We start from the raw sequence: 21,002 nt of genomic DNA, 5'->3' as shown, positions 1-21,002 counted from the left end.
GGCGGTCTGTGTTCGGGGGTACGGTCCTGTGCCGGGCTTGGGCCGCAGCGCCGCATCTCTCCGTGGTTGATCTACAGGGCCGAGATTTCCTTCACGAGGTCGTCCAGGCCGAGGGAGCCGAGCGAGAGCGCGGCCATGTGCCAGGACTTGGCGTCGAAGGCGTCGCCGTGGGCGGCCCGGGCTGCGGCCCGGCCGGTCAGCCAGGCACGTTCGCCGAGCTTGTAGCCGATGGCCTGGCCCGGCATGCCGAGGTAGCGGGTGAGTTCGCTGTCGATGTGCTCGCCGGGCAGTCCGCTGTGCCTGCAGAAGAAGTCCAGAGCCAGCTCGGGCGTCCACCGCTCGCCCGGGTGGAAGGGCGAGTGGGCCGGGATCTTCAGGCCCAGGTGCATGCCGATGTCGATGATGACTCGGATGGCGCGCAGCATCTGCGCGTCCAGGTGGCCGAGCCGCCGCTCCGGGTCGGTGTAGAAGCCGAGCTCATCCATGAGCCGTTCCGCATACAGGGCCCAGCCCTCCGCGTTCGCACTGACCATGCCTGCCGTCGCCTGGTATCGCGACAGGTTCCGCGCGACGTGCACCCACTGGGCGAGTTGCAGGTGGTGTCCCGGGACGCCCTCGTGATACCAGGTGGTGACCAAGTTGTATGTGGGGAACCGAGTCTGTCCCCGGGTGGGCAACCATGTGCGGCCGGGCCGCGTGAAATCCTCGGAGGGCGGCGTGTAGAAGGCGGCTGCGGCACTGCCGGGCGGGGCGATCCGGGACTCCACGTGCTTGATCCCGTCGGCGAGCTCGAAGTGCGTGCCGTCCAGCGCTTCGATGGCCTCGTCCATCAGGGCTTGTAGCCACTCGCGAACCTCTTCGACGCCTTCGACGGCATGTCCGTGCTCGTCCAAGTGCTCCAGAACCTGCCAGGGCGCCTTGCCCGGCAGTATCTTGGCGGCTTCAGCGACCATCTCGGCGTGCAGCCGGTGGTACTCGGACCAGCCGTAGGCGTACGCCTCGTCCAGGTCGGTGTCGCTTCCGTTCCAGAAACGCGCCCAGCGGGCGTACCGCGCGCGGCCGACGACGTCCGGGGCGTCCTTGACGGCCGGGGCATATGTGTCACGCAGCCAGTCGCGCAGGCCTGCGTAGGCGGCAGTGGCCTCGGTGGCCGCCGAGGCCAGGTCGGCCCGCATGTCCTGGGGGCCTTCCGCAGTGAGCTGTGCGAACCAACTCTCGGAAACGCCGTCACCCACCCACTCGGTCAGTTGCTGGACGACGGTGCCCACCTGGCGCGGTCCGGCAGGCAGATTGCGTGCCAAGCCTTCGGTCAGCGAGGCACAGTAGCCGTCGAGTGCCGCGGGCACGGCGCGCAGTCGGGCCGCCATGTCCGCGTAGTCCTCGTCGGTGTCCTTGGGCATGAGCATGAAGGCCTCGCGGATGCTGTGCGCCGGCGAGTTGATGTTGCTCACCGCCCGCAGATGCTCGTCCGCCTCGTACACGGCCAGGTAAGCGACCAACCGTTCCCGAAGCAGTCGTGCGCAGCGCCGCTCGGTGTCGGCGTCGGCTCCAGGCTGGGCCTCGGCCTCGGCCAGCCGGGCCAAGGCGGCGCGGGCGAGTTCGGCTTGGGCGGCTGCGCCGGCTGGCGAGTAATCGGGCAGGAAGCGGGCGCTGGCAGGAGTGCCGAGGTAGGTGCCCAGAGTCGGGTCGAGCTCGATGAGGTCGTCCAGGTATGCGTCGGCCACCTGCCGGGGCAGCGCGTCGCTGGGGAGGTCGGGCATGTGGTTCATCGTGATACCGGTGGATCCTCTGTGTCGTAGATGGTTCTTTGTGCAAGCGGCTCACGTGCAACGCATCGTGTCCGCGGAGGAAGTGGTCATACCAGGGGAGTGAAGAAGAAGGTGTCGCGTCGGGAAAAGGTCCCGCCACCGCTGTCGATGAAGAAGTCGGCGAACCGCAGATTGACTTCTCTGCCGTCCTTGAGCGTTCCCGAAAAGCTGCCGTGGACCGCAGCGTGGTCACCCTGCGACACGATGCAGGACAGGGTGTGCCGCCCTTCTTTGATGATTCGTTCCCCCGAGTAGAAGGCGGCCATTTCGGCGCGGCCCGTGAGGGGCCCGTAGCCGGGGCGGCTGTATACGGCGTCGTGGGAGAAGAGGGACAGAAGGCTCTCGATGTCGCCATCATCCACGTATCCGTAGTAGCGGTTCACCCGGGCGATCATGTCTTCGGACGTCATGGATGTCTCCGGGCGGTCCCAGCGCTCATCGGCGGCGCCGCAGGGGCTTCGAGGTCGGCGGAAGCCGTAGCGGGCAACGAGCGACGACCGAGCGTCACCAGGCCGATGGCGATCCAGGCGACGTTGAGAATGGCCGAGGGCCAGGCGCGGTGGTGACCGGAGTTGATCGTCAGCGCCAGAGCGCCGAGCAGGTTCATCACTTGGAACCCGTGACCTCCGGCGGCGATCCGTTCGGCCGAGGCCAGAGCGTAGGCGGCGAGCAGCAGACCCGCGCCGGCCCAGCCGACGGCCGTGACGACCCCGTCCATCGCCTTACCGCTCCTCGCCCACAAGGGCATAAGCCCGGATCGGGAAGGTTTCCATGCCCTTGACGGCCGGCGGTGCGGCGTGGAACCGGAAGCCATACGGGGGCAGTTGGTTCAGCCCGCACAGGTGCTCGACGATCGGGATGCCGGCGGCCAGCAGTGCGGTGTGCGCCGGGCGAGTGCCGCCGTCGGTGTCGTCGATGTTCAGCGAGTCGATCCCGACCAGCGCGGGCTGCTGCTCGACCAGCCATGCGGCGGCATCCGCACTCAGAAATGGATGACCGGAGCCGTAGCGTTCGGTGCCCCAGTTCACATCCCAGCCCGTGTGGATCAGGACAGCCTTGCCCGTCACGTCGTAGGGCAGGAACACGCTCCGCTCGATCGCCCGTTCCGCGCTGCCGAGGACCCGGATCACCACGCCGTCCAGGTCGGTCAGGCGGGACAGCGGCAGTGCCGCGAGGTCGGGGCCGTCGCCGAAACGGTGGAAGGGGCTGTCGATGTACGTGCCGGTGTTGGCGACCATCGAGATGCGGCCGATGGAGAACTCCGTTCCCGGCGCGTAGTGGTCGCGGGACGCCTCCCTGGAGAGGTGGTCGCTGATCACCGGCGCGGGCAGCCCCGGATAGGTGACCATCCCGTGGTGGATCTCATGACTGAGGTCGACGGTCCGGCGCGCCGTCTGATGCTCGGCGCCTGCGGTGCCACGGGACCCCTTGTGCGGCTCGCGCAGCATCAGCTTGTTGCTGATGACCACCTCGCCGACCATCAGCAGCCCGAGATGGCGCACGAACAGCTCACCCAGATCGCTGTCGCTGATGTCCGGACCGGGCACGTCCAGCCGGAATTCCTGGGTCTGCAAGGCTCCGCCGTTGGCGAAGGTCACGGCGGCGTCGAACTGCACCCGCCACTGCTCGCTGTCGTCGTTCATGACTCGATCGTCTATTAAGCTCCGCTTGATAACAAGCGAGAGTTTCTGAAGCGCTGCTACAGTAGAACTTCATGGAGCTCGATCCCCGGCGCCTTCGGGTCCTGCGCGCCGTCGCGCTGCGCGGCGGCATGGCCGACGCGGCGCAACTGCTGCATCTGACCCCCTCCGCGGTCTCCCAGCAGCTTGCGCAACTCGAGCGCGAGGTCGGCCAGCCGCTGATCGACCGCTCCCGCCGCAAGGCCGCACTCACCCCCGCGGGGCAGGTCCTGGCCGCACGCGCCGAACGCATCGAGCACGAACTCGCCGAGGCCCGTCGTGAGCTGACCGAACTGAGCGGCAGGCTGACCGGCCCGGTGACCATTGCGGCGTTCTCCTCGGCGGTCTGCCATCTGCTGGTCCCGGCACTGCTCGAACTGGCGAAGACCCACCCTGACCTCGAGCCCCGAGTAGTGGAGCTGGAAGGGCCGCACGCACTCTCGGAACTGCGCACCGGCGCACTGGACCTGGTGGTCTCGGAGTACGACATCGACGGCCAAGTCCCCACGGCGTCGCTGTACGGCCTGGCCAGCGACCCGGTCGCCGATGACGAGTACTGCATCGTCACGCCGACGGGCTGGTCGCCCCAGCCACGCTCCATCAGGGACCTGACGGCCCGCCCGTGGGTCGCCGGCCCACCGGAGACGGCGTGCGGCCGGGCGTTGGACAGGATCGCCGCCGAGTACGGCTTCACCGCGCGACGCGCCCACACGTGCCTGGAGTTCCCCACCGTCCTGGCGCTGGTGGCAGCCGGGCTCGGCGCGGCGATCGTTCCAATGCTGGCACTCGCGGGTGCCCCACCCGATGCGGTTGCTCTGCCCTCGGTGCCGGTCGCGGGCCACCGTCGCATCACCGGGGTGCGGCGCGAGCTGCCATCAGGCCCCGAACCACTGACGAACGCCGTAGTCACCGCCCTTCAGGGAGTAGCGGTCGGGCTCGGCCTCATGCCGGTCACCACGCCGCACAACCGGCCGGCCGCAAGCGGCAAGAGCCGACGGACTCGGCGGGTCGGCGACCGCGAATAGTTCGCGGACGGACCAGGAACGGCGATGAAAGACCAGGCCCCGTCCTCGGTGACGTTCGACGGGCTGGGGTCCTTGAGGTACGAACGACAATGGGCCCGCGGCCTCCCGAAGAAGTCCGCGGGCCCACCGCGATCCGAGTTCTGAAGCCGCTAGACCAAGATCATCCGGCCCAGGCAGCCCAGTCTCGATGGATGGCGGGCGTCGCGTCTCGGCCGATCAGGGCGAGCCGGTCGAAGCCAAGTGCGGCCATCACCTGGATCTGATCATTCGCTGCGACCCGGGCTCACCCTTCGGCAAGGTCGACCGGGACATGGATACGGACTCGGAGCGGGTAGTCCTGCGACGGGCTCGAATAGCGCTCGATGACATTGCCGGCGGGCCGGAAGCCGCTGTGCCCGACTGTGGTCAGGACATGGTGGTAACTGGAGGATAGGTCGTCGTGGCCGCCGGCATGGGCGATTTCGAACGCTGGGCCGGAGGGAAGAGCGATGCCGGCAAGCCCGTCGGCGGGCACAGTGCTGCCGTTGCAGGCGAACACATGACCTTCCACGCGCTCCTCGAGATCGAGGGGTAGCAGGGCTCCCCATCCCACCTGGGGCGGGAGCTGCTGTCGTCTGCGGAGCTCCGTCCTCAGCGCGGCGATGCTGCGCACGACGGTGGCGGTCAGCGCTGTGAAATCGGCGCTGAAACTTAGCGCCGGAACCTGCATCGGCGGCAGCTCGACCTGGTGCGGGACCCCGGGTTCGAGCGACGCCAGTTGGGAGAGACCGTCGAGATACGCCAAGGACCGCGTGCGTTCCGCTATTTCCTCGTTGAGACGGCGGCGCTCGTCGGCGAGTGCCGAGGCGGCCGCGAGCCCGCCGCGCAGGATGCGGGCGATGACTTCGGGTGAGGTGCCGGCTGCCCGAAGACGGGCGATGGTGACCGCGGTGGGCAGTTGGCCGGCGCGGTAGCGACGGTAGCCCGTGACGGGGTCGACGCTCGCAGGGGGGAGAAGCCGAACTCTGTCGTAGTACCTCAGGGTCGAGACCGGCAATCGGCAACGGCGCGCGAACTCGGCGATCAGCAGCCATTCGCCGTCGTCCACCGCTATCGCGCTTCCGCATGCGGCAGTTCGACGTGGACTGAGGGTCTGCGGCGAACGATCCGGCCCACAGACTCGGCCGGGAAGCCGGCCGCGAACAGCGTCTCGGTACGATCGAAATACTCACGATAGGTGTGGCAGCGACCGTCCCGGGTCTCGAACACCGATACCCCGTCGTAGCGGAGAGTCCGGCCTGCTCCGCGCGCAGCCCGGTCACTGAAAGTGAATTCGAAGCTCCATTCGCCGACGGTGCGTGACTCGCTGACAGTCGCAGTGCGAATCGTCCACTGCGAGCGTGCGCCCTCGGCATACATGCGCCCGAACAAAATCCGCAGGTCGGCATGCCCGCTATAAGTGCCGTAGAACAGATCGTGGTAGGCGATGTCGGGAGCGAACACCTCGATGACTTGCTCGACGTCGCGTACGTTGAAGGCGGCCGCGAAACGATGCGCGATCGTCAATTGATCCATGACCATGCAGCGCATCATGAGCCTTCGAGCCGGGTGAGAGTCAAGCTGCTCTTCCTCACCGAATCGCCGGCCGGAGGATCAGGACCAGCCGCTGATGCCGCACCACTCGGGACTGTCTTGGGCACCCGCAGGACAGGTACCCGAATTGGCTCGAGCTTCGGCGACGGGCCCACTTTGGGCCCACATCAGGAGACCATGAGGGGTCCTCGGGCATCGCAACAGGTTGGTGGTGTCTGCCGTATAGATCGTCGGGCGGGGAGGTCTTCGCGGGTTCTGGTCCGTCGCGACCTCGGCCGGCCGCCCCAGCCACCCCGAGGGTGAATTGTCCCGCGCTCCTTGTGGGTTTTGAGTTTGCTCTTTGTGCTCTCGTCCAGTCGCGTGCGGCGACGTCTTCCCCTGCGGAGACGCCGCCGCACATCCGTGCTGTCAGTCCAGCATGAGCGAGGATGCCTGGTCGTTGAAGGGAGCGGGTACGTCGGTGCAGTGGCCGGATGCCACGGTGAAGGTGACACCTTGGAAGCCGGGCTGCGAGTAGAGCGTGATGGGCGTTCCAGTGTGGTTGCAGACTGAGCTGACCGTCTTGTCGAAGTTGTAGTCCGAGAGCCAGCCGATGGACTCGTCGGCGAGCAGGACCGGGCCGTTCGTCTGGTTGAGCCCGTAGTTCTGGTAGAGGCAAACGAACCCGTCACGGCACAGAGCGGCGCCCTGCCCAGCGGGGAGGACGTTCACAGTCTGGGGAGCGGCGGAGGCCGACTGGATGGGGAGGGCGGCCAGGCTGGCGAGCACGGCAGCGCCCAGGACGGGCAGGCGAAGCTTCATGGAATTCTCCTCGGTTGGCGGGGGAGGTTCCCCGGCTTCTCGCATCATGGGAGAGCGGTACGCGCTGGGCATGGAGGCACAAGGCATCTACACGAACAATCACTGGAATGGCTCACTTTGCGCCCGGGGGCAGCAAGCGATCGCTGTGGCGCCGTGGCCGGCGCCGGATGAGAGCTATGGCGCTCCGGCTGGGCGATGGCCCCAATTGAGCGTCCGCGGCGGCTGAACCCGCACGCGCCACGAGCCTGCTGCGCGCCCTGCTCGTGCTGACCAACCTGGAAACGAGCCGGTGACAGATGCTTGCCGCACCCGCGTGACGGTGATCGACGAGTCCGTCAGCCGAAAGTCCGGCACAGCCGAGAGCTGGAGAAGGACGGCGGCCAGCGCGCTGGCAGTGCCCCGACCGTTGTCGGCTCCCGGCGCGGCCTCAGCGGTTCGGCGAACCGCCGTACGCTTCGTCAGTAGATCCTCCGGCCTTGCGCGTCGGGGATGCCGGACTTGCGGAAGAAGTACGCGTTCATTTGATCACGCCACTCCTCGGCGCTGCGCACCTGCTCGTCCAGGCGTTCGGCCACTCGCGCGTACAGATCGCCATCGACGAGGTCGGCCTGCTCGATCTCCTGCCATGAAGACCGCATGGCGTGGACCCGCTCGGCCCCGGAGAAATGAGTGTCGTAAATGTGCTGGATGACCGTCACCCCGCTGTGCAGGACGTGGATGTAGGGGACGTGATGGAAGAACAGCAGCAGTTCGTCGGGGCATGTGGCCGGCGACTCAAACGTGTCCGACCAGGGCCTCGGATACTGCGCCGCGTAGCCGGTCCCGGTGGCCAGGCTCCGGTCGACGCCGATGCCGTCCCGGTCCGCGAAGTGGTACGTGCCCCAAGCGCTGTATTCGTAGCCGTCGATGTCAGGGCCGTAATGATGATTGGCGGGGCTGACCATGAACCCGACGCCGAGCGGCGCGGTGTAATCCTCATAGGTGCGCCACGAGTCGTCCATGATCGCGTGTAGAGTGCGCCGAAGCTGTTCGGGCACGCCGTCCGCACCACGTGCGAAGGTGAGGCCGATCCACTCGTCGAGGATCGCCGCCGGCTCCAGCGACGGATTCCAAGCCAGTCGGCCGAACGCATAGAGATTGGCCTGTGCCAGCGGATGCCCGGTCCAGAAGCGGTCGTCGCCGACGTTGGACACGCCGACCATGCCGCCTCCGCCGGCTACCACCTCGGCGATGGCCGCCCCGGCCGCACGCCAAGGCCGGAACCCGAGCACTTCCCGCCACAACGGGGCCAGATAGCAGACGTGCCGCTGCTGTCCGGTGTACTCCTGCGTGATCTGCACCTCCACGGCCAGCCGCGTGTTCGGCATCGCCGCGAGCACCGGCGAGACCGGCTCGCGCGGTTGGAAGTCGATGGGGCCGTACTTGACCTGCACGATCACGCTGTCGCGGAACTGCCCGTCCAGCGGCGCGAAGTGGTCGTGGGCCGCGCGCGCCCGGTCCGTGGAGCGGTCACGCCAATCCTGCCGGTGGTTGTAGACGAACGCCCGCCAGTGCACCACGCCGTCGTGCGGGGCCAGCGCGTCGGCGAGCATGTTCGCGCCGTCGGCGTGGCTGCGGCCGTAGGCGAACGGGCCCGGCTGGCCCTCGGAATCCGCCTTCACGACGTAGCCCCCGAAATCCGGGATGTGCTCATAGACCCGCGCCGACGCCCCGGCCCACCACTGACGTACCGCCGGATCCAGCGGATCGGCGCTCCTCAGGCCGCCGACGGAAACCGGGGCGGCGAAGTCGACGGACAGGTGCACCCGGATTCCATACGGACGCAGCTCGTCGGCCAGCGCCGCGACATCGTCCAGCCGGTCGGTCAGCAGCCGCGCTTCGGTGGCGTGCACGTTGACGTTGTTGACCGAGACCGCGTTGACGCCGCTCGCCGCCAGCAACCGGCCGTACGCGCGGACGCGCTCCAGGTCCTTCGTCAGCGCGCCGTCGGACCAGAATATGGAGCCGCCGGAATAGCCGCGCTCGACCTGTCCCATCACCTCGTGCACCGCGACGTTGTCCCAGTGGTCGAGCATCCGGCGCCGCATCGCGGGACGGTGCGTCTGTACGGGAAAGTCCGCACCGAACGCCTCCTCGCCGAGCCGCACAACATGGAAGAACCCGTACAGAATCCCAGCCGGTCCGCCCGCCACCAGGACCGTGACCCCGTCCTGCCGGGCCAGCGTGAAACCCTCCGGGCCGAGGTCCGTGGCCGGTGACCCGGGCCGGGTATCGGATGTGAGAACGAGCTCGGCGTCATCGTCGGCCTCGGAGCTGCCGCCGAAACGCGCGCAGGCGTCACGAAGCTCCTGCCGAACGGTCTCGACGAGCAATCCGCGGCCGTGAACCGCCGACCGACGCGACCCGATCGCCCTGAACGCCGCGGCCGGCAGCCACGCCGCATGCGCACCCGTCATCAGTCCTCCTCGCGTAGCAGCATGACGCCCCGCGCCGCGATCTCGACCGGATCGCCGACCACGACGCGCAGCCCCGTCAGCAGATCGATACCGCTGCGATCAGCGGTCACCTCGACGGCCTCGGCTCGATGGTTGAGCAGGAAGAGCACCCTGGACCCGTCCGGCGTGACCCGCACCGCCGTCTCAAGGTCCCGAACAGCGGGATAGCGCAGTTCGATGTCGTGCCGAGCCAGCACTCGGCGCATCACCCACGAAACGCCTGCCTGCTCAAGCCCGGCCCCGATGTACCAGGCGTGCCCCGCGCCGAAGGTGTTGCGTGTGACCGCGGGCGTACCGGCGTAGAAATCAGCGCCGTAGGTGCCGATCGTCTCGGCGGTATCCGGGATGACGATCTCGAAGAAGAGCTGGGAGGCCACCTCGATCTCGTCATCCCCGTCACGCAGCTGCACCGGATTGACCACCTCCGGCCCCCGCGCATCCCACTCGTCCACCCGCACCCCGGCCAGCCGCCCCAAAGGCCCGGGCACGTCCATCAGGAAAGCGTTGTCGTCCTCGTCGACTCGCCCTGACAAGAACGTCGTCACCACCGACCCGCCGCGTGCCGTCACAGCCTCCAACCGCGCCGCCACATCACCCTTCAGCATGTGCAGCAACGGCGCCACGACCACGTCGTAGCCCTCGAGATCCTTCGTCACCGGCACCACGTCGACGTCGACCCCGACGTCCCACAAGGCGCGGTAGTACGCCGACACGACCTGCTGATACCGCACCAGCCGCGACAGCCCGTCGGTCATCTCGACCGCCCACCAGCTGTCCCAGTCGAACAGCAACGCGACCCGCGCCGGCGTGCGCGCCCCGAGCACCGCGCCACCCAGCCGCTCCAGCTCCGCCCCGACCTCGGCGACCTCGCGGAACACCCGGGTGTCCGCGCGCCCGCCGTGTCCGATCACCGCGCCGTGGTACTTCTCGCAGGCCCCGCGCGAGGCGCGCATCTGGAAGAACAGCAACGCGTCCGCGCCGTGCGCGACCGCCTGCCAGCTCCACAGCCGCATCAACCCGGGCCGCTTGAGCGGATTGACGTCCCGCGAGGCCGTCGTGCTCGGCGTCTGCTCCATCACCCAGAACGGCTGTCCGTCCTTCAGGCCGCGCATCAGATCGTGGGTCAGGGCCATGCGGACCTGCGAGGTGTCGTCCGGCGGGTAGTTGTCCCAGGACGCGAAGTCCAGGTGCGGGGCCCAGCGGTGGTAGTCGATCGGCTGGTACATGCCCATGAAGTTGGTGGTGACCGGCACGTCCGGGCTCGACTCCCGGATCGCGGCCTTCTCGGCGGTGAAGTTCGCCAGCATCGCCTCGGACATGAAGCGGCGGTAATCCAGCGTGATGCCCTGGAACGCGGTGTGGTCCGGCCCGCGCCAGTGCTCGGTCAGCGCCGACGGCGGCTCGATCTGGTCCCAGTCGGTGAAGGTGTGTGCCCAGAACGTCGTGTACCAGGCGGTGTTCAGCGCCTCCAGCGAGCCGTACCGCTCCCGCAGCCACTGACGGAACCCGGCCGCGCACAGCTCGCAGTAGCAGGCGCCGCCGTACTCGTTGCCGACGTGCCAAGCGATGACCGCCGGCTGGCCGGCATAGCGCCGCGCGACCCGGCGGGCCAGCTCGGCGGAGAGCCGGCGGAAGACCGGAGAGCTGGGACAGGAGTTGTGCCGCTGACCGAAGCGGTGCCGCCGGCCCTCGAAGTCGACACGCGTCACCTCCGGATGGGCCCGGGCCAGCCACGCCGGATGCGCACCGGTGGCGGTCGCCATGCAGATCTGCCGTCCCTCGGCGACGGCCCGCTCCACGATGCGGTCCAGCAGGGTGAAATCGTAGACGTCGGGCGCGGGCTGAATCAGGGCCCAGTCGAAGACTCCGAGCGTGACCGTGTCGACGGCGGCGGCGTCGAACAGGCGGTAGTCCTGGTCCCACACCTCCTGCGGCCACTGCTCCGGGTTGTAGTCGCCGCCGAAGGGGATCTTCGCGGTCGCGGGCTGGGTCATGCGGTGAAGTCCTTCTCGACCTGTTCGGCCAACGGTGAGCAGACGTGTAGCAAGGCGGCGGCGAACAGCACCGCGAACAGCGCGAGCACCGCTTCGGAGAAGATGCCGACGACCGCCGTGGCGGCGATCAGGACGCCGAGGTTCCCCAGCGTCACGCCGCGCGTGCGGCCGAGGAAGTAGGCCGCCAGGCGTGCGACGTCGACGGCACGGAAGGCGAACAGCGAGGTGATGATCAGAGCATTGATCATCCACAGCGTCGCCGCCACCGCGATGACCACCAGTGCGGTCCGCCACCAGGCCGGTATCGCGGCGGCCTGGGCGTGGGACAGGTTCTCGGCGATCAGCGCCATCCCGGCGAGGTAGGGGACCCAGACTTTCAGCACGCCGACGGCGTTCATCTTGTAGCCGCGCCGGAACGCCGCGGCCGGACGGAGATCGGTGAGGTCCCGCGGGCGGTGCCGCAGCGCGTAGAGGGCGGCGGACAGCGCCGGACCGACCGGGAGCGCGCAGGCGACGGCCAGCGGGGCGTTGCTCGCGTCCCGTTCCAGGACGACCAGGGCGATCAGCGTGGGCAGAGTGGTGGCCAGCAACAGCAGGTCCAGCACCAGGAAGCCGTAGACCGGTGCGGTGACCCGGGCCAGCGGGCCCTCGCCGAACTGCCGCGCGGCTGCGCGGTCGCCGACGTGCGCGGACGTGGCCGCGGCTTCGCGTTTCATCGTGCATCCTCCGTTTCGCCGATGTCCGTCGTCAGCCCGAGCAACCGCCGCTCGTCCCACCACGGCGGCGTCTCGTCCCGCACCGCGCTGACCTCGACCAGAGTCACCTCATGCCGGTCCAGCACCAGGTCGAGTTCCACGCGGCCGTCCGCGACGCCCAAGGCCTCATGACGTCGCGAGGGTTCGGCCGTCTCCCGCAGAACACTGAGTTGCCGCTCGGTCGGGGACGCGGGCCGGCCCATCTCGCCCCACGCCGCCCACACGTTGCCCGCTTCCTCGCTGACCGAGGAACGCAAAGCGAACGCCGATCGCGCCGACGTCCCGATCGGTACCGACAGCCGCACCCGGTGTCCGGCCGCCGCCGGCTCGAGCCCGGTCACGTCCACCGGACCCCAGGCCAGCACGGTCACCGCGCCGTCCGCGCGGCGGCAGACCAGGTGGTCGTCGCCGCGCGCCAGCACCTCCTCGCCCATGCGCGCCATGAACGCGTACAGATGGAATGTGGGCTTCTTGACCTGCCGGTGCGTGAGCAGCCCGAACCCGCCGTGGAACAGCGAGGTCGGAACGCCGGCCTCCTCGAACATGTCGCTGAACGTCCAGTAGGAGAAGGAATCCACGAGGTCGCCGCCCGCGGCCAGCACCGGCGCGAGGTACGCGGCGTGGAACGCGGTGTCGTGCACGGGGTTGTCGGGCCGGTAGGACGAGTTGAACTCCGTGATGTGCACCGGCAACTCGGCCAGCGCCGTGCCGCGCAGGTGCGTGCGCGGCGCGGCGAACTGTTCCAGCAGGTGCGAGGCCGGCACCAGGGTCTGATGCACACCGAACGGGACATGCTGGGCCGGACCGGAGGTGTAGGCGTGGCGGCTGACGAAGTCCACCGGCACCGAACGCTCGGTGACGAACTCCGCGAACGGCGCCAGCCACTCGTCCGCGCCGGGGGAGATGGCCGGGCCGCCCACCTGCAGGGCGGCGTCGACCTCCTTCACGGCGTGGGCCGTCACCTCGTACAGCCGGTGGTACGCGTCCCGGTCGGCGCCGAGCCAGAAGTCCTTCAGATTGGGCTCGTTCCAGACCTCGATGGGCCACTGCCGCACCGTCTGGAGCCCGTAGCGCTCGATCAGGTGTGCCAGTGTGGCCCGTACCAGGTCCGCCCACGCGGTCCAGGACCGCGGGGGAGTGACGTTGCCCTTCCACCAGAACACCGTCTGATCGCCCGAGGCCAGCGCCTCCGGCATGAACCCGAGTTCCAGGAAGGGCTGGATTCCCAGCTCCAGGTAGGCGTCGACGACCTGGTCGAGGTATCCGAACGCGTACCGGACATGATCAGAGCCCTGATATCGGTAGGGCTGGTACACCCCGACGCCGTCGCAGAACAGGCCGTGGCCCCGGATGTGCCGGAACCCGATCTCCCGCTGGATCAGTGCGAGGGAGTCCTGGTAGTCCCGGCGTAGCGCCAGCTCGAAGCGGCCGGTACCGACGCACTGCCGCCAGGCCTGGCTCAGCGGGCCCGCGGCCCGCTCCGGGACGATGATGGGATCCGGCACCGTTCTACTCCTTGTCAGGGTCTGGATCTGTGCGCGCTCGGTGGCCGGCCGGCCGGGCTCAGCCGTGGTTCTTCTTGAAGTCCTGGTAAGCCTGGTTCACGAGCTTGATGTACTGGTCGCTGTTCTTGCTCTTGAGCTCGGAGACGTACGCCGACCACTCCGACAGCGGGCGCTTGCCGAGGATGAACTTCAGGGTCTGCTGATCGACGTAGTCCCTCAGCGAGGTCTGCCACAGCGTCGCCTGCTCGCGGTCGTCCGAGCTCAGCGGGGCCGGCGGGGGCAGCGGCAGGGTCTTGCGCGCGTCCATCACCTTCTGGAACTCCAGTTCCTCCGGCGGGAACTGGGAGTGGAGCAGGTTGGTGCTGCCGCCGTAGGCGAACACGCCGTTGGAGAACCCGTAGTCGACCTGGAGGTTCTTGGTGCCGGTGGGGTTGATCCCGGCCCAGGTGACGTCGGGGGCCAGCTTGAAGCTGCCGTCGTCCACGCTGCCGGTGTAGGTCGTGCCCTGTATGCCCCACTTGGCGAACATCTCACCCGCGTCGGAGTACCAGAGCCAGTCGATGAACTGCATCAGCGCGACGAAGTCCTTGCCCTCCTTGGCCTTGCTGGAGATCATCATGCCGTTCTCGGTGCGGATGCCGGTCTTGGCCGCGCCGATCGGGCCCGTCGGCACCGGGATCTTGACGACCGTGGCTCCGGAGATCTTGGCGATGTCCTTGCGGTAGTGATTGACCAGCTCCTGGGCGTTGGCGCTGATCACGAAGGACTGGCCGTCGGCGAACTTCTGCCGGGCGGCGTCGTCGCTCTGGGTGAAGCTCTCCGGGTCCAGCAGCTTCTCACTCACCAGGGTATTGAGATACTGGAGCACGGCCTTGTACTTGTCCGTCGCGCCGGTGTACTCGAACTTGCCGGCGTCGGCGTTCCAGTTCGCGTGCTGGTAGCTCCAGCCGGCCCAGACACCGTGGGCCTCGCCGACGATCGCCAGCAGGTTGTTGGCACCGGGCTGCGGCGGGGTGCTCCAGCGGTCGGAGAACGGGTACTGGTTCGGGTAGGCCTGCTTCATCGCCCGCAGCACGGTGGTCAGGTCGTCCCAGGTCTGCGGGACCTGCAGGTTCAGCTGCTTCAGGATGTCGGTGCGGATGGCCAGCGAGTAGTCCTTCCACACGTCCTGGTGCAGACCCGGCAGCAGGTAGAACTTGCCGTCGGCCTCGCGCAGCTGGTCCAGGTCGCCGGCCAGGTTCCACTTGGCGACCTTGTCCTGGAAGTTCGGCATCAGGTCCAGGTAGTCGCTGACCGGCAGGATCGCGCCGCCGGAGATGAACGCCTCCTCGTCCGGGTGGTACGTCTTCGGGATCAGCGTCGGGGCGTTGCCCGCGCTGACCATGACGCTGCGCTTCTGGTTGTAGTCGCTGGCCGGGATCACCGTCGGTTGCAGGGTGACGTTGGTTCGCTTGGTCAGCTCCGACCAGAACGCCCAGTCGGCCTTGTAGGGGTAGTTGGCGTTGCTCAGCAGCATGACCGAGAACGACAGCGGGACCGTCGCCTTGAACTGGTCACCGACGCCGAACTTGTCCATCGCACCGGTGCGGTTCGCCGCCAGCTTGCTGCTCGGCTTGGAGCCGCCGTCGCTGCCGCCGCCACACGCGGTGAGCGTCAGGCCGGCCATGCCGGCGGTGGTCGCGCCCAGGAAACCGCGCCGGGATATCTGGTTCACGGGAGAACTCCTTGTGGTCGGTGGTGCCGGATCAGTGGTGCGCTGAAATGTGCCTTTTCCTGTCGGGAAGGTGGCGAGGTGGCTAGCCCTTGACCGCACCGAGCATCACGCCCTTGACGAAGTACCGCTGGACGAAGGGGTAGACGGTCAGGATCGGGAGCACCGTGAGCACGATGGTCACGGCCTGGATGTTCGAGGCGATCTGGAGGGCGGCGTCGCTGGCGGCCGACTGGTCGGTGCCGCCGGACGCGCCGGCGATCAGGTTGCGGAGGTAGACGGTGACCGGGAACAGGCTCGAGCGGTCCATGTACAGGAACGCCGAGAACCACGAGTTCCAGAAGGACACCGCGTAGAAGAGGACCATCGTGGCCAGCACCGCCTTGGACAGCGGCAGCACGATGCGGCCCAGGATCCCGTAGGTGTTCAGGCCGTCGACCGCGGCCGCCTCCTCCAGTTCGGCCGGCAGGTTCTCGAAGAACGACTTCATGATCAGGAGGTTGAACACGCTGATCGCGTTCGGCAGCACGATCGCCCACACGCTGTTGCGCAGGCCCAGGTCGGTGACCAGCACATAGTTCGGGATCAGGCCGCCGTTGAAGAACATGGTGAACAGCGCGATCGCGATCAGGACCTTGCGGCCCTTGAGGTGCTTCTTGGACAGCACGTAGGCGTAGCAGGTGGTCAGCACCATCGAGATGGCGGTGGCGAGGACCGTGTACAGGACCGTGTTGCGGTAGTTCTGCCAGAACTCCGAGTCCGACATCACCTTCTTGTAGGTGGTGAGATTGAAGCCGTGGGGGACCAGGTTCACGTGTCCGGCGGTGATGGCGCCCTCGGAGCTGAAGGACTGCGCGACGATGTTCACGAACGGATACAGCGTCACCACGACCACGCCGGCGAGAATCAGGGCGTTGAAGACCTGGAAGATCCGGTAGCCGCGGCTGGTCTCCGGGCTCGGCGCGCGGTCGGCGCCGCGCGGCTTCCGGCGTGCCCGGCGCACGCTGTTCAGCGTCACCACAGCCCGCTCCCCACCGCGCGCCGGGAGATCCGGTTGGCCGCGACCACCAGGATCAGGCCGATCACCGACTCGAACAGGCCGATCGCCGCACCGTAACTGAAGCTGCCCGACACCACGCCGACCCGGTACAGGTACGTCGGGATGACGTCGGCCGTGGGGTACGTCAGCGGGTTGTACAGCAGCAGGATCTTCTCGAACCCGACCGCCATGAAGGTGCCGATGTTCAAGATGAGCAGCGTCACCATCGTCGGCCGGATGCCCGGCAGGGTGACGTGCCAGGTCTGCCGCCAGCGGTTGGCGCCGTCGATCCGGGCCTGTTCGTAGAGCTGGTGGTCGATGGTGGTCAGGGCCGCCAGGTAGAGGATCGTGCCCCAGCCCAGGCCCTGCCAGACTTCGGAGGACACGTAGATGGTCCGGAACCACTCGGGCTGCTGCAGGAACGGGATCGGCGTGTGGCCGACCGCGCGCAGCCCCTGGTTCACCGCGCCGTTCACCGACAGCAGCTGCGTGATCAGGCCGGCGACGACCACGATCGACAGGAAGTGCGGCAGGTAGGACACCGACTGCACGAACCGCTTGAGTTTGGCCGAGCGGACCTCGTTCAGCAGCAGCGCCAGAACGATCGGCAGCGGGAAGGTGAACAGGAGCGTCACGGCGCCGAGGATCAGGGTGTTGGTGAAGACGTGCCAGAACTCCGGATCGCCCATGAACATGCGGAAGTAGCGCAGGCCGACCCACTTCTCGCCGAACAGGCTGCCGCCGGGGACGTAGCGCCGGAAGGCGATGACGTTGCCGATCATCGGCAGGTAGCGGAAGACGACGAAGAACGCCACCGGCAGGACCGCCAGCGAATACAGCTGCCAGTCGCGGCGCAGCGCTCGGCGCCAGGTCCTGCGCTCGGCCTTCGGCGGCCGGGCTTGTCGCCTGCTCGGCGCGCCGGGGCTGCCGGGCCTGCCCGCGCTTCCCGCTCCGCCCGCCCTGCCCGGTGGCGGATCGGCGGGTGGATCCGCGGTGTGGGCGATGCTCATGCTCGGCTCCCCGGTTGTGATGGCGTGGCGGGCTGCGACCGCTCCACGCGGATGTGTGAGGTCAGGCGGCGGTCCGGGCCGAGTGCGCGCTCGGCGCCGGTCAGCCGCAGCCGCACGGTCGCCGCCGGGTCGCCGCTGGAGCGGCCGAAGCGCAGCTCCACGTCGCCGGGTTCGACGATCCGGGTGCCGCGCCGGCCGGTGAACGAGGTGAGGTCGGCGGGGACCTCGAAGGTCACCGTCGCGGTCTGGCCGGGCGCCAGATCCACCCGGACGAAGCCGATCAGCTGGACGACGGGGCGGGTGGTTTGGGCCACGGGGTCGTGCAGATAGAGCTGGACCACCTCGGTTCCGTCGCGCTGTCCGGTGTTGGTGACGTCGATGCGGACCGTGGCCTCGCCGTCGACCGGCCACTCGGTGCCGTCGGCCGTGGCCTCGCCCCAGGCGAAGGTCGTGTAGCTCAGGCCGTGGCCGAACGGGAACGCCGGGGTCGGATCGACCGAGGACACCTGTGATCGGCGGCCCAGCGGCGGCGCCAGGTAGGTGGTGGGCAGGCCGCCGGCGTCGCGGGGGACGCTGACCGGGAGCCGGCCGGAGGGGTTCACCGCTCCGGTCAGGATCTCGGCGATGGCCTGGCCGCCGCACTGGCCGGCGAAGAAGGCGTAGATCACGCCCGCCGCGCCGGCCGCCTCCTCGCCCAGGGCGTAGGGCCGGCCGGCCAGCACCACCAGGACCACCGGGGTTCCGGTGGCCAGCACGGCGCGCACCAGGTCGGCCTGCACGCCCGGCAGATTCAGGTCGGCCGCGTCGCAGCCTTCGCCGGAGGTGCCGCGACCGAACAGGCCGGCTCGGTCGCCGACGGCCAGGACGCAGACGTCGGCGGCTTCGGCCGCGGCGGCCGCGGCGGCGATACCGGAGGTGTCGGGGTCGGATATCGCGCAGCCGGGTTCGTAGACCAGGTCCGGGATCGTCGTGCTGAGGGCCTCGCGCAGGGACGGTATCTCCAGGCCCAGGCCGTGGCCGGTGTTAGCGCTAACATGCGCGGGAAACGAATAGCAGCCCAGCATCGCCATCGGGTCGTCCGCGACCGGGCCGACCAGCGCCACGCGTCTGCCGGGAGCCAGCGGAAGGATCGCGTCGTCGTTACGCAGGACGGTGACCGACTGACGGGCCAGACGCAGGGCGACCGCGCGGTCCTCGTCGTCGTTCAAATCCACCTCGCCGTTCTCGAGCGCGTCCGGCATCGGCTGCCAGTCCGGGTCGAGCAGGCCCAGTTCCGCTTTCTGGACCAGCACCCTGTGCAGGGCTCGGTCGATCAGCGCTTCGTCGACGGCTCCGGCGCGCACCGCCTCTGTCAGCGGTGTGCCGAAGACGTCCACGGTCGGCAGTTCCACGTCGATCCCGGCGCGCAGGGCCAGATCCGCGGCCTCGACGGAATCGGCCGCGACCGCGTGCAGCGACTGGAGGAAGCGCACAGCGAAGTAGTCGGAGACGACCGTGCCGTCGAAGCCCCACTTCTCCCGGAGCAGCCCGGTCAGCAGTTCCTCGTCGGCGGCGGCCGGGACTCCGTCGATCTCGGAGTAGGAGTTCATCACCGAGCGCGCGCCGCCGAGCCGCAGGGCTGCTTCGAAGGGCGGCAGGACGACGTCCGCCAGCTCCCGCCGGCCCATCGGCACCGGCCCGAGGTTGCGTCCGCCCCGGGAAGCCGAATACCCGGCGAAGTGCTTGAGCGTCGCGACGATCCCGGCCTTCTCCAGACCCCTGACATACGCCGCGCCGATCTGGCCCACCAGATGGGGATCCTCGCCGATCGTCTCCTCGGTGCGGCCCCAGCGGTAGTCGCGGGTCACGTCCAGCACCGGGGCCAGACCCTGGTGCACGCCCACCGCGCGCATCGAACGGCCGATCCGGCCGGCCATCTGCTCCACCAGCTCCGGATCGAACGACGCGCCCCAGGCCAGTGGCGCCGGATACGCGGTCGCGCCCCACGTCGCGAAGCCCGTCAGGCACTCCTCGTGCACCTGCGCCGGGATGCCGAATCGGCTGGCGGCGGCGATCCGGGCCTGGGACGCGGCCAGGGACCGGGCGCCGGCCAGCGGATCGATCGGTGCGGTTCCGAACGGCCGGGTCAGCTGCCCCAGTCCGTGCCGGATCACGTCCTCCCAATCGACGTGGGCCATGTCCTCCTGGTGCGGGGCGACACCGGCGCCGGAGGCGTCGGCGCCGACCCACACCCCGGCCAGTTGCGCGACCTTCTCCTCCAGCGTCATCAGCGGGATGAGCGCGTCGGCGCGTCGCCGGGGTGGGAGATCGGGGTTGCGCCATGACGGGACGGCGCCCGGGGCGCCGTCCGTGGCGGACACCTGACTGGTCATGCCGTCCTCTCGCCTCGCTCAACACAGGTTCGATTATTCGAAAGTTTCGACAATGTTTCGGGATGTGTTGCGGTAGGCTAGAGGCGGCCGTCACGCGTGTCAAGGGATTGCATCGAGGTCCTGATCTGCTGCTATTCTGGCCGAAACTTTCGTTAAGGACTGATGAGGTTTCGATGGCAGCTCTGGGACCGGGGAGCGGTTCCGACGCGGCAGCGCCGACCACCACCATCGCGGCGATCGCCGACGAGGTGGGGGTGTCGGTGGCGACGGTGTCCAAGGTGCTCAACGGCCGCGCCGACGTCGCGCCGGATACCCGGACGAAGGTCGAGGAGAGCCTGGAGCGGCACCAGTACCGACGCCGCGGCCGCAAGAAGCCGTCCGGGGCCGGGCAGATCGACGTGGTCTTCCACGAGTTCGACTCGGGGTGGTCGATGGAGATCATCCGCGGAGTGGAGGCGGTGACCGAGCCGGCGGGTGTGGGCCTGCTGCTGTCGCAGCTCGGCGGCAAGCACCATCCGCCGGCGCACTGGCTCGAGGCGGTGCTGGCGCGGCGGCCGCTCGGCGTGCTGTTCGTGCTCTGCAGCCCGACGCAGGCCCAGCAGGAGCAGCTGCGGCGGCAGGACATCCCGTTCGCGGTCGTCGACACCGACAGCGCCACGACCGCCTCCGTCCCCACGGTCGGCTCCAACAACTGGAACGGCGGGCTGCTCGCGACCCGGCACCTGCTGGAGCTCGGGCACCGGAGGATCGCGATCATTTCAGGGCCCGAAGACGTGCTGTGCAGCAGGGCCCGGCTGGCCGGCTTCCGCGCTGCGCACGAGGAGGCGGGGATCGAGGTCGATCCGGAGCTGATCCGCTACGGCACGTTCTATGTCGACGCCGGCTTCGAGCACGGGATGTCGTTGCTGGACCGCCCTGACCGGCCGACCGCGGTGTTCGCCGGCTCCGACATGCAGGCCATGGGGGTACTGCGGGCGGCTCGGCAGCTGGGGATCGACGTGCCGAGCGGGCTGTCGGTGATCGGTTACGACAACCTCGAGGTCGCCGCCTGGACCGACCCGCCGTTGACCACCGTCGACCAGCCGCTGCGGGACATGGCGGGGACCGCGACGCACATGGTGCTGGACTTGGCGCGCGGCGAGAAGCCGCGGACCAGCCGGATCGATCTGGTCACGGAGTTGGTGGTGCGGGAGAGCACCGCGCCTGCGATGAACACGAACCACTGACGCCAAACCG

General features: G+C 68.7%; 17 protein-coding genes. 2 read left to right on the top strand and 15 right to left on the bottom strand.

Annotated features, from left to right (window positions below):
* Positions 1 to 71: 71 nt before the first annotated feature.
* The 4 genes from ABD466_RS07600 to ABD466_RS07585 all read right to left on the bottom strand — a co-directional run bounded on the left by ABD466_RS07600 (position 72) and on the right by ABD466_RS07585 (position 3,451).
* Positions 72 to 1,760 carry a DUF885 domain-containing protein gene (locus tag ABD466_RS07600; protein WP_344656233.1) on the bottom strand — a complete coding sequence of 563 codons (1,689 nt, stop codon included), beginning with the start codon at positions 1,758 to 1,760 and terminating at the stop codon, positions 72 to 74.
* A gap of 95 nt (positions 1,761 to 1,855) precedes the next feature.
* On the bottom strand, positions 1,856 to 2,218 hold the full coding sequence (locus ABD466_RS07595) for a nuclear transport factor 2 family protein (protein ID WP_344656232.1): 363 nt from the start codon (positions 2,216 to 2,218) through the stop codon (positions 1,856 to 1,858).
* Positions 2,215 to 2,526 (bottom strand): CBU_0592 family membrane protein, encoded by a 312-nt coding sequence (locus ABD466_RS07590; RefSeq protein ID WP_344656231.1) that lies wholly within the window; start codon positions 2,524 to 2,526, stop codon positions 2,215 to 2,217. The genes ABD466_RS07595 and ABD466_RS07590 overlap by 4 nt, the downstream gene beginning before the upstream one ends.
* A 4-nt stretch (positions 2,527 to 2,530) precedes the next feature.
* Entirely contained in the window at positions 2,531 to 3,451 is a 921-nt protein-coding gene (locus tag ABD466_RS07585) for a cyclase family protein (RefSeq protein ID WP_344656230.1), read from the bottom strand.
* Positions 3,452 to 3,522: 71 nt separating this feature from the next.
* On the opposite strand from ABD466_RS07585, the gene ABD466_RS07580 reads away from it, so the two are divergent.
* Positions 3,523 to 4,512: a LysR family transcriptional regulator gene (locus ABD466_RS07580; protein WP_344656229.1), complete on the top strand. Its 990-nt coding sequence runs from the start codon at positions 3,523 to 3,525 to the stop codon at positions 4,510 to 4,512.
* A 283-nt stretch (positions 4,513 to 4,795) separates the two neighbouring features.
* Here the strand turns inward: ABD466_RS07580 and ABD466_RS07575 are convergent, their stop codons facing one another.
* The 11 genes from ABD466_RS07575 to ABD466_RS07525 form a co-directional block, all read right to left on the bottom strand.
* Entirely contained in the window at positions 4,796 to 5,599 is an 804-nt protein-coding gene (locus tag ABD466_RS07575) for a MerR family transcriptional regulator (RefSeq protein WP_344656228.1), read from the bottom strand.
* A gap of 2 nt (positions 5,600 to 5,601) precedes the next feature.
* Positions 5,602 to 6,072 (bottom strand): nuclear transport factor 2 family protein, encoded by a 471-nt coding sequence (locus tag ABD466_RS07570; RefSeq protein WP_344656227.1) that lies wholly within the window; start codon positions 6,070 to 6,072, stop codon positions 5,602 to 5,604.
* A 420-nt stretch (positions 6,073 to 6,492) separates the two neighbouring features.
* Positions 6,493 to 6,885: a peptidase inhibitor family I36 protein gene (locus ABD466_RS07565; protein WP_344656226.1), complete on the bottom strand. Its 393-nt coding sequence runs from the start codon at positions 6,883 to 6,885 to the stop codon at positions 6,493 to 6,495.
* A 458-nt stretch (positions 6,886 to 7,343) separates the two neighbouring features.
* The gene (locus tag ABD466_RS07560; RefSeq protein WP_344656225.1) at positions 7,344 to 9,341 is read right to left on the bottom strand and encodes an alpha-glucuronidase; all 1,998 of its coding nucleotides are present in this window, start codon (positions 9,339 to 9,341) and stop codon (positions 7,344 to 7,346) included.
* Positions 9,341 to 11,374 (bottom strand): beta-galactosidase, encoded by a 2,034-nt coding sequence (locus tag ABD466_RS07555; protein WP_344656224.1) that lies wholly within the window; start codon positions 11,372 to 11,374, stop codon positions 9,341 to 9,343. The genes ABD466_RS07560 and ABD466_RS07555 overlap by 1 nt, the downstream gene beginning before the upstream one ends.
* Complete coding sequence (locus ABD466_RS07550) at positions 11,371 to 12,090, bottom strand: YesL family protein (RefSeq protein WP_344656223.1); 720 nt, start codon at positions 12,088 to 12,090, stop codon at positions 11,371 to 11,373. Before ABD466_RS07550 ends, ABD466_RS07555 begins: the two co-directional genes overlap by 4 nt.
* Positions 12,087 to 13,634 carry a GH39 family glycosyl hydrolase gene (locus ABD466_RS07545; protein WP_344656222.1) on the bottom strand — a complete coding sequence of 516 codons (1,548 nt, stop codon included), beginning with the start codon at positions 13,632 to 13,634 and terminating at the stop codon, positions 12,087 to 12,089. The genes ABD466_RS07550 and ABD466_RS07545 overlap by 4 nt, the downstream gene beginning before the upstream one ends.
* 58 nt (positions 13,635 to 13,692) lie before the next feature.
* Complete coding sequence (locus ABD466_RS07540) at positions 13,693 to 15,348, bottom strand: ABC transporter substrate-binding protein (RefSeq protein ID WP_344656221.1); 1,656 nt, start codon at positions 15,346 to 15,348, stop codon at positions 13,693 to 13,695.
* An 82-nt stretch (positions 15,349 to 15,430) separates the two neighbouring features.
* Positions 15,431 to 16,348: a carbohydrate ABC transporter permease gene (locus ABD466_RS07535; protein ID WP_344656384.1), complete on the bottom strand. Its 918-nt coding sequence runs from the start codon at positions 16,346 to 16,348 to the stop codon at positions 15,431 to 15,433.
* An 11-nt stretch (positions 16,349 to 16,359) separates the two neighbouring features.
* Positions 16,360 to 17,394, bottom strand: a complete 1,035-nt coding sequence (locus tag ABD466_RS07530) for an ABC transporter permease (protein WP_344656220.1) — start codon at positions 17,392 to 17,394, stop codon at positions 16,360 to 16,362.
* Positions 17,391 to 19,766, bottom strand: a complete 2,376-nt coding sequence (locus tag ABD466_RS07525) for a beta-xylosidase/alpha-l-arabinosidase (protein WP_344656219.1) — start codon at positions 19,764 to 19,766, stop codon at positions 17,391 to 17,393. Before ABD466_RS07525 ends, ABD466_RS07530 begins: the two co-directional genes overlap by 4 nt.
* A 173-nt stretch (positions 19,767 to 19,939) precedes the next feature.
* On the opposite strand from ABD466_RS07525, the gene ABD466_RS07520 reads away from it, so the two are divergent.
* Positions 19,940 to 20,992, top strand: a complete 1,053-nt coding sequence (locus ABD466_RS07520; RefSeq protein ID WP_344656218.1) for a LacI family DNA-binding transcriptional regulator — start codon at positions 19,940 to 19,942, stop codon at positions 20,990 to 20,992.
* The last annotated feature ends 10 nt before the right edge of the window (positions 20,993 to 21,002 follow it).

The sequence above is a fragment of the Catenulispora subtropica genome (assembly GCF_039531675.1).
Taxonomy (GTDB): Bacteria; Actinomycetota; Actinomycetes; order Streptomycetales; family Catenulisporaceae; genus Catenulispora; species Catenulispora subtropica.
The sequence above is the reverse complement of the archived record's forward strand: the minus strand, read 5'-3'. Positions and strand labels throughout refer to the sequence as shown.

Excerpts from the sequence above, each read along its gene's own strand:
- ABD466_RS07600 (WP_344656233.1), bottom strand. The coding sequence starts at position 1,760 with ATGCCCGACCTCCCCAGCGACGCGCTGCCCCGGCAGGTGGCCGACGCA.
- ABD466_RS07595 (WP_344656232.1), bottom strand. The coding sequence starts at position 2,218 with ATGACGTCCGAAGACATGATCGCCCGGGTGAACCGCTACTACGGATAC.
- ABD466_RS07590 (WP_344656231.1), bottom strand. The coding sequence starts at position 2,526 with ATGGACGGGGTCGTCACGGCCGTCGGCTGGGCCGGCGCGGGTCTGCTG.
- ABD466_RS07585 (WP_344656230.1), bottom strand. The coding sequence starts at position 3,451 with ATGAACGACGACAGCGAGCAGTGGCGGGTGCAGTTCGACGCCGCCGTG.
- ABD466_RS07580 (WP_344656229.1), top strand. The coding sequence starts at position 3,523 with ATGGAGCTCGATCCCCGGCGCCTTCGGGTCCTGCGCGCCGTCGCGCTG.
- ABD466_RS07570 (WP_344656227.1), bottom strand. The coding sequence starts at position 6,072 with ATGGTCATGGATCAATTGACGATCGCGCATCGTTTCGCGGCCGCCTTC.
- ABD466_RS07565 (WP_344656226.1), bottom strand. The coding sequence starts at position 6,885 with ATGAAGCTTCGCCTGCCCGTCCTGGGCGCTGCCGTGCTCGCCAGCCTG.
- ABD466_RS07560 (WP_344656225.1), bottom strand. The coding sequence starts at position 9,341 with ATGACGGGTGCGCATGCGGCGTGGCTGCCGGCCGCGGCGTTCAGGGCG.
- ABD466_RS07555 (WP_344656224.1), bottom strand. The coding sequence starts at position 11,374 with ATGACCCAGCCCGCGACCGCGAAGATCCCCTTCGGCGGCGACTACAAC.
- ABD466_RS07550 (WP_344656223.1), bottom strand. The coding sequence starts at position 12,090 with ATGAAACGCGAAGCCGCGGCCACGTCCGCGCACGTCGGCGACCGCGCA.
- ABD466_RS07530 (WP_344656220.1), bottom strand. The coding sequence starts at position 17,394 with ATGAGCATCGCCCACACCGCGGATCCACCCGCCGATCCGCCACCGGGC.
- ABD466_RS07525 (WP_344656219.1), bottom strand. The coding sequence starts at position 19,766 with ATGACCAGTCAGGTGTCCGCCACGGACGGCGCCCCGGGCGCCGTCCCG.
- ABD466_RS07520 (WP_344656218.1), top strand. The coding sequence starts at position 19,940 with ATGGCAGCTCTGGGACCGGGGAGCGGTTCCGACGCGGCAGCGCCGACC.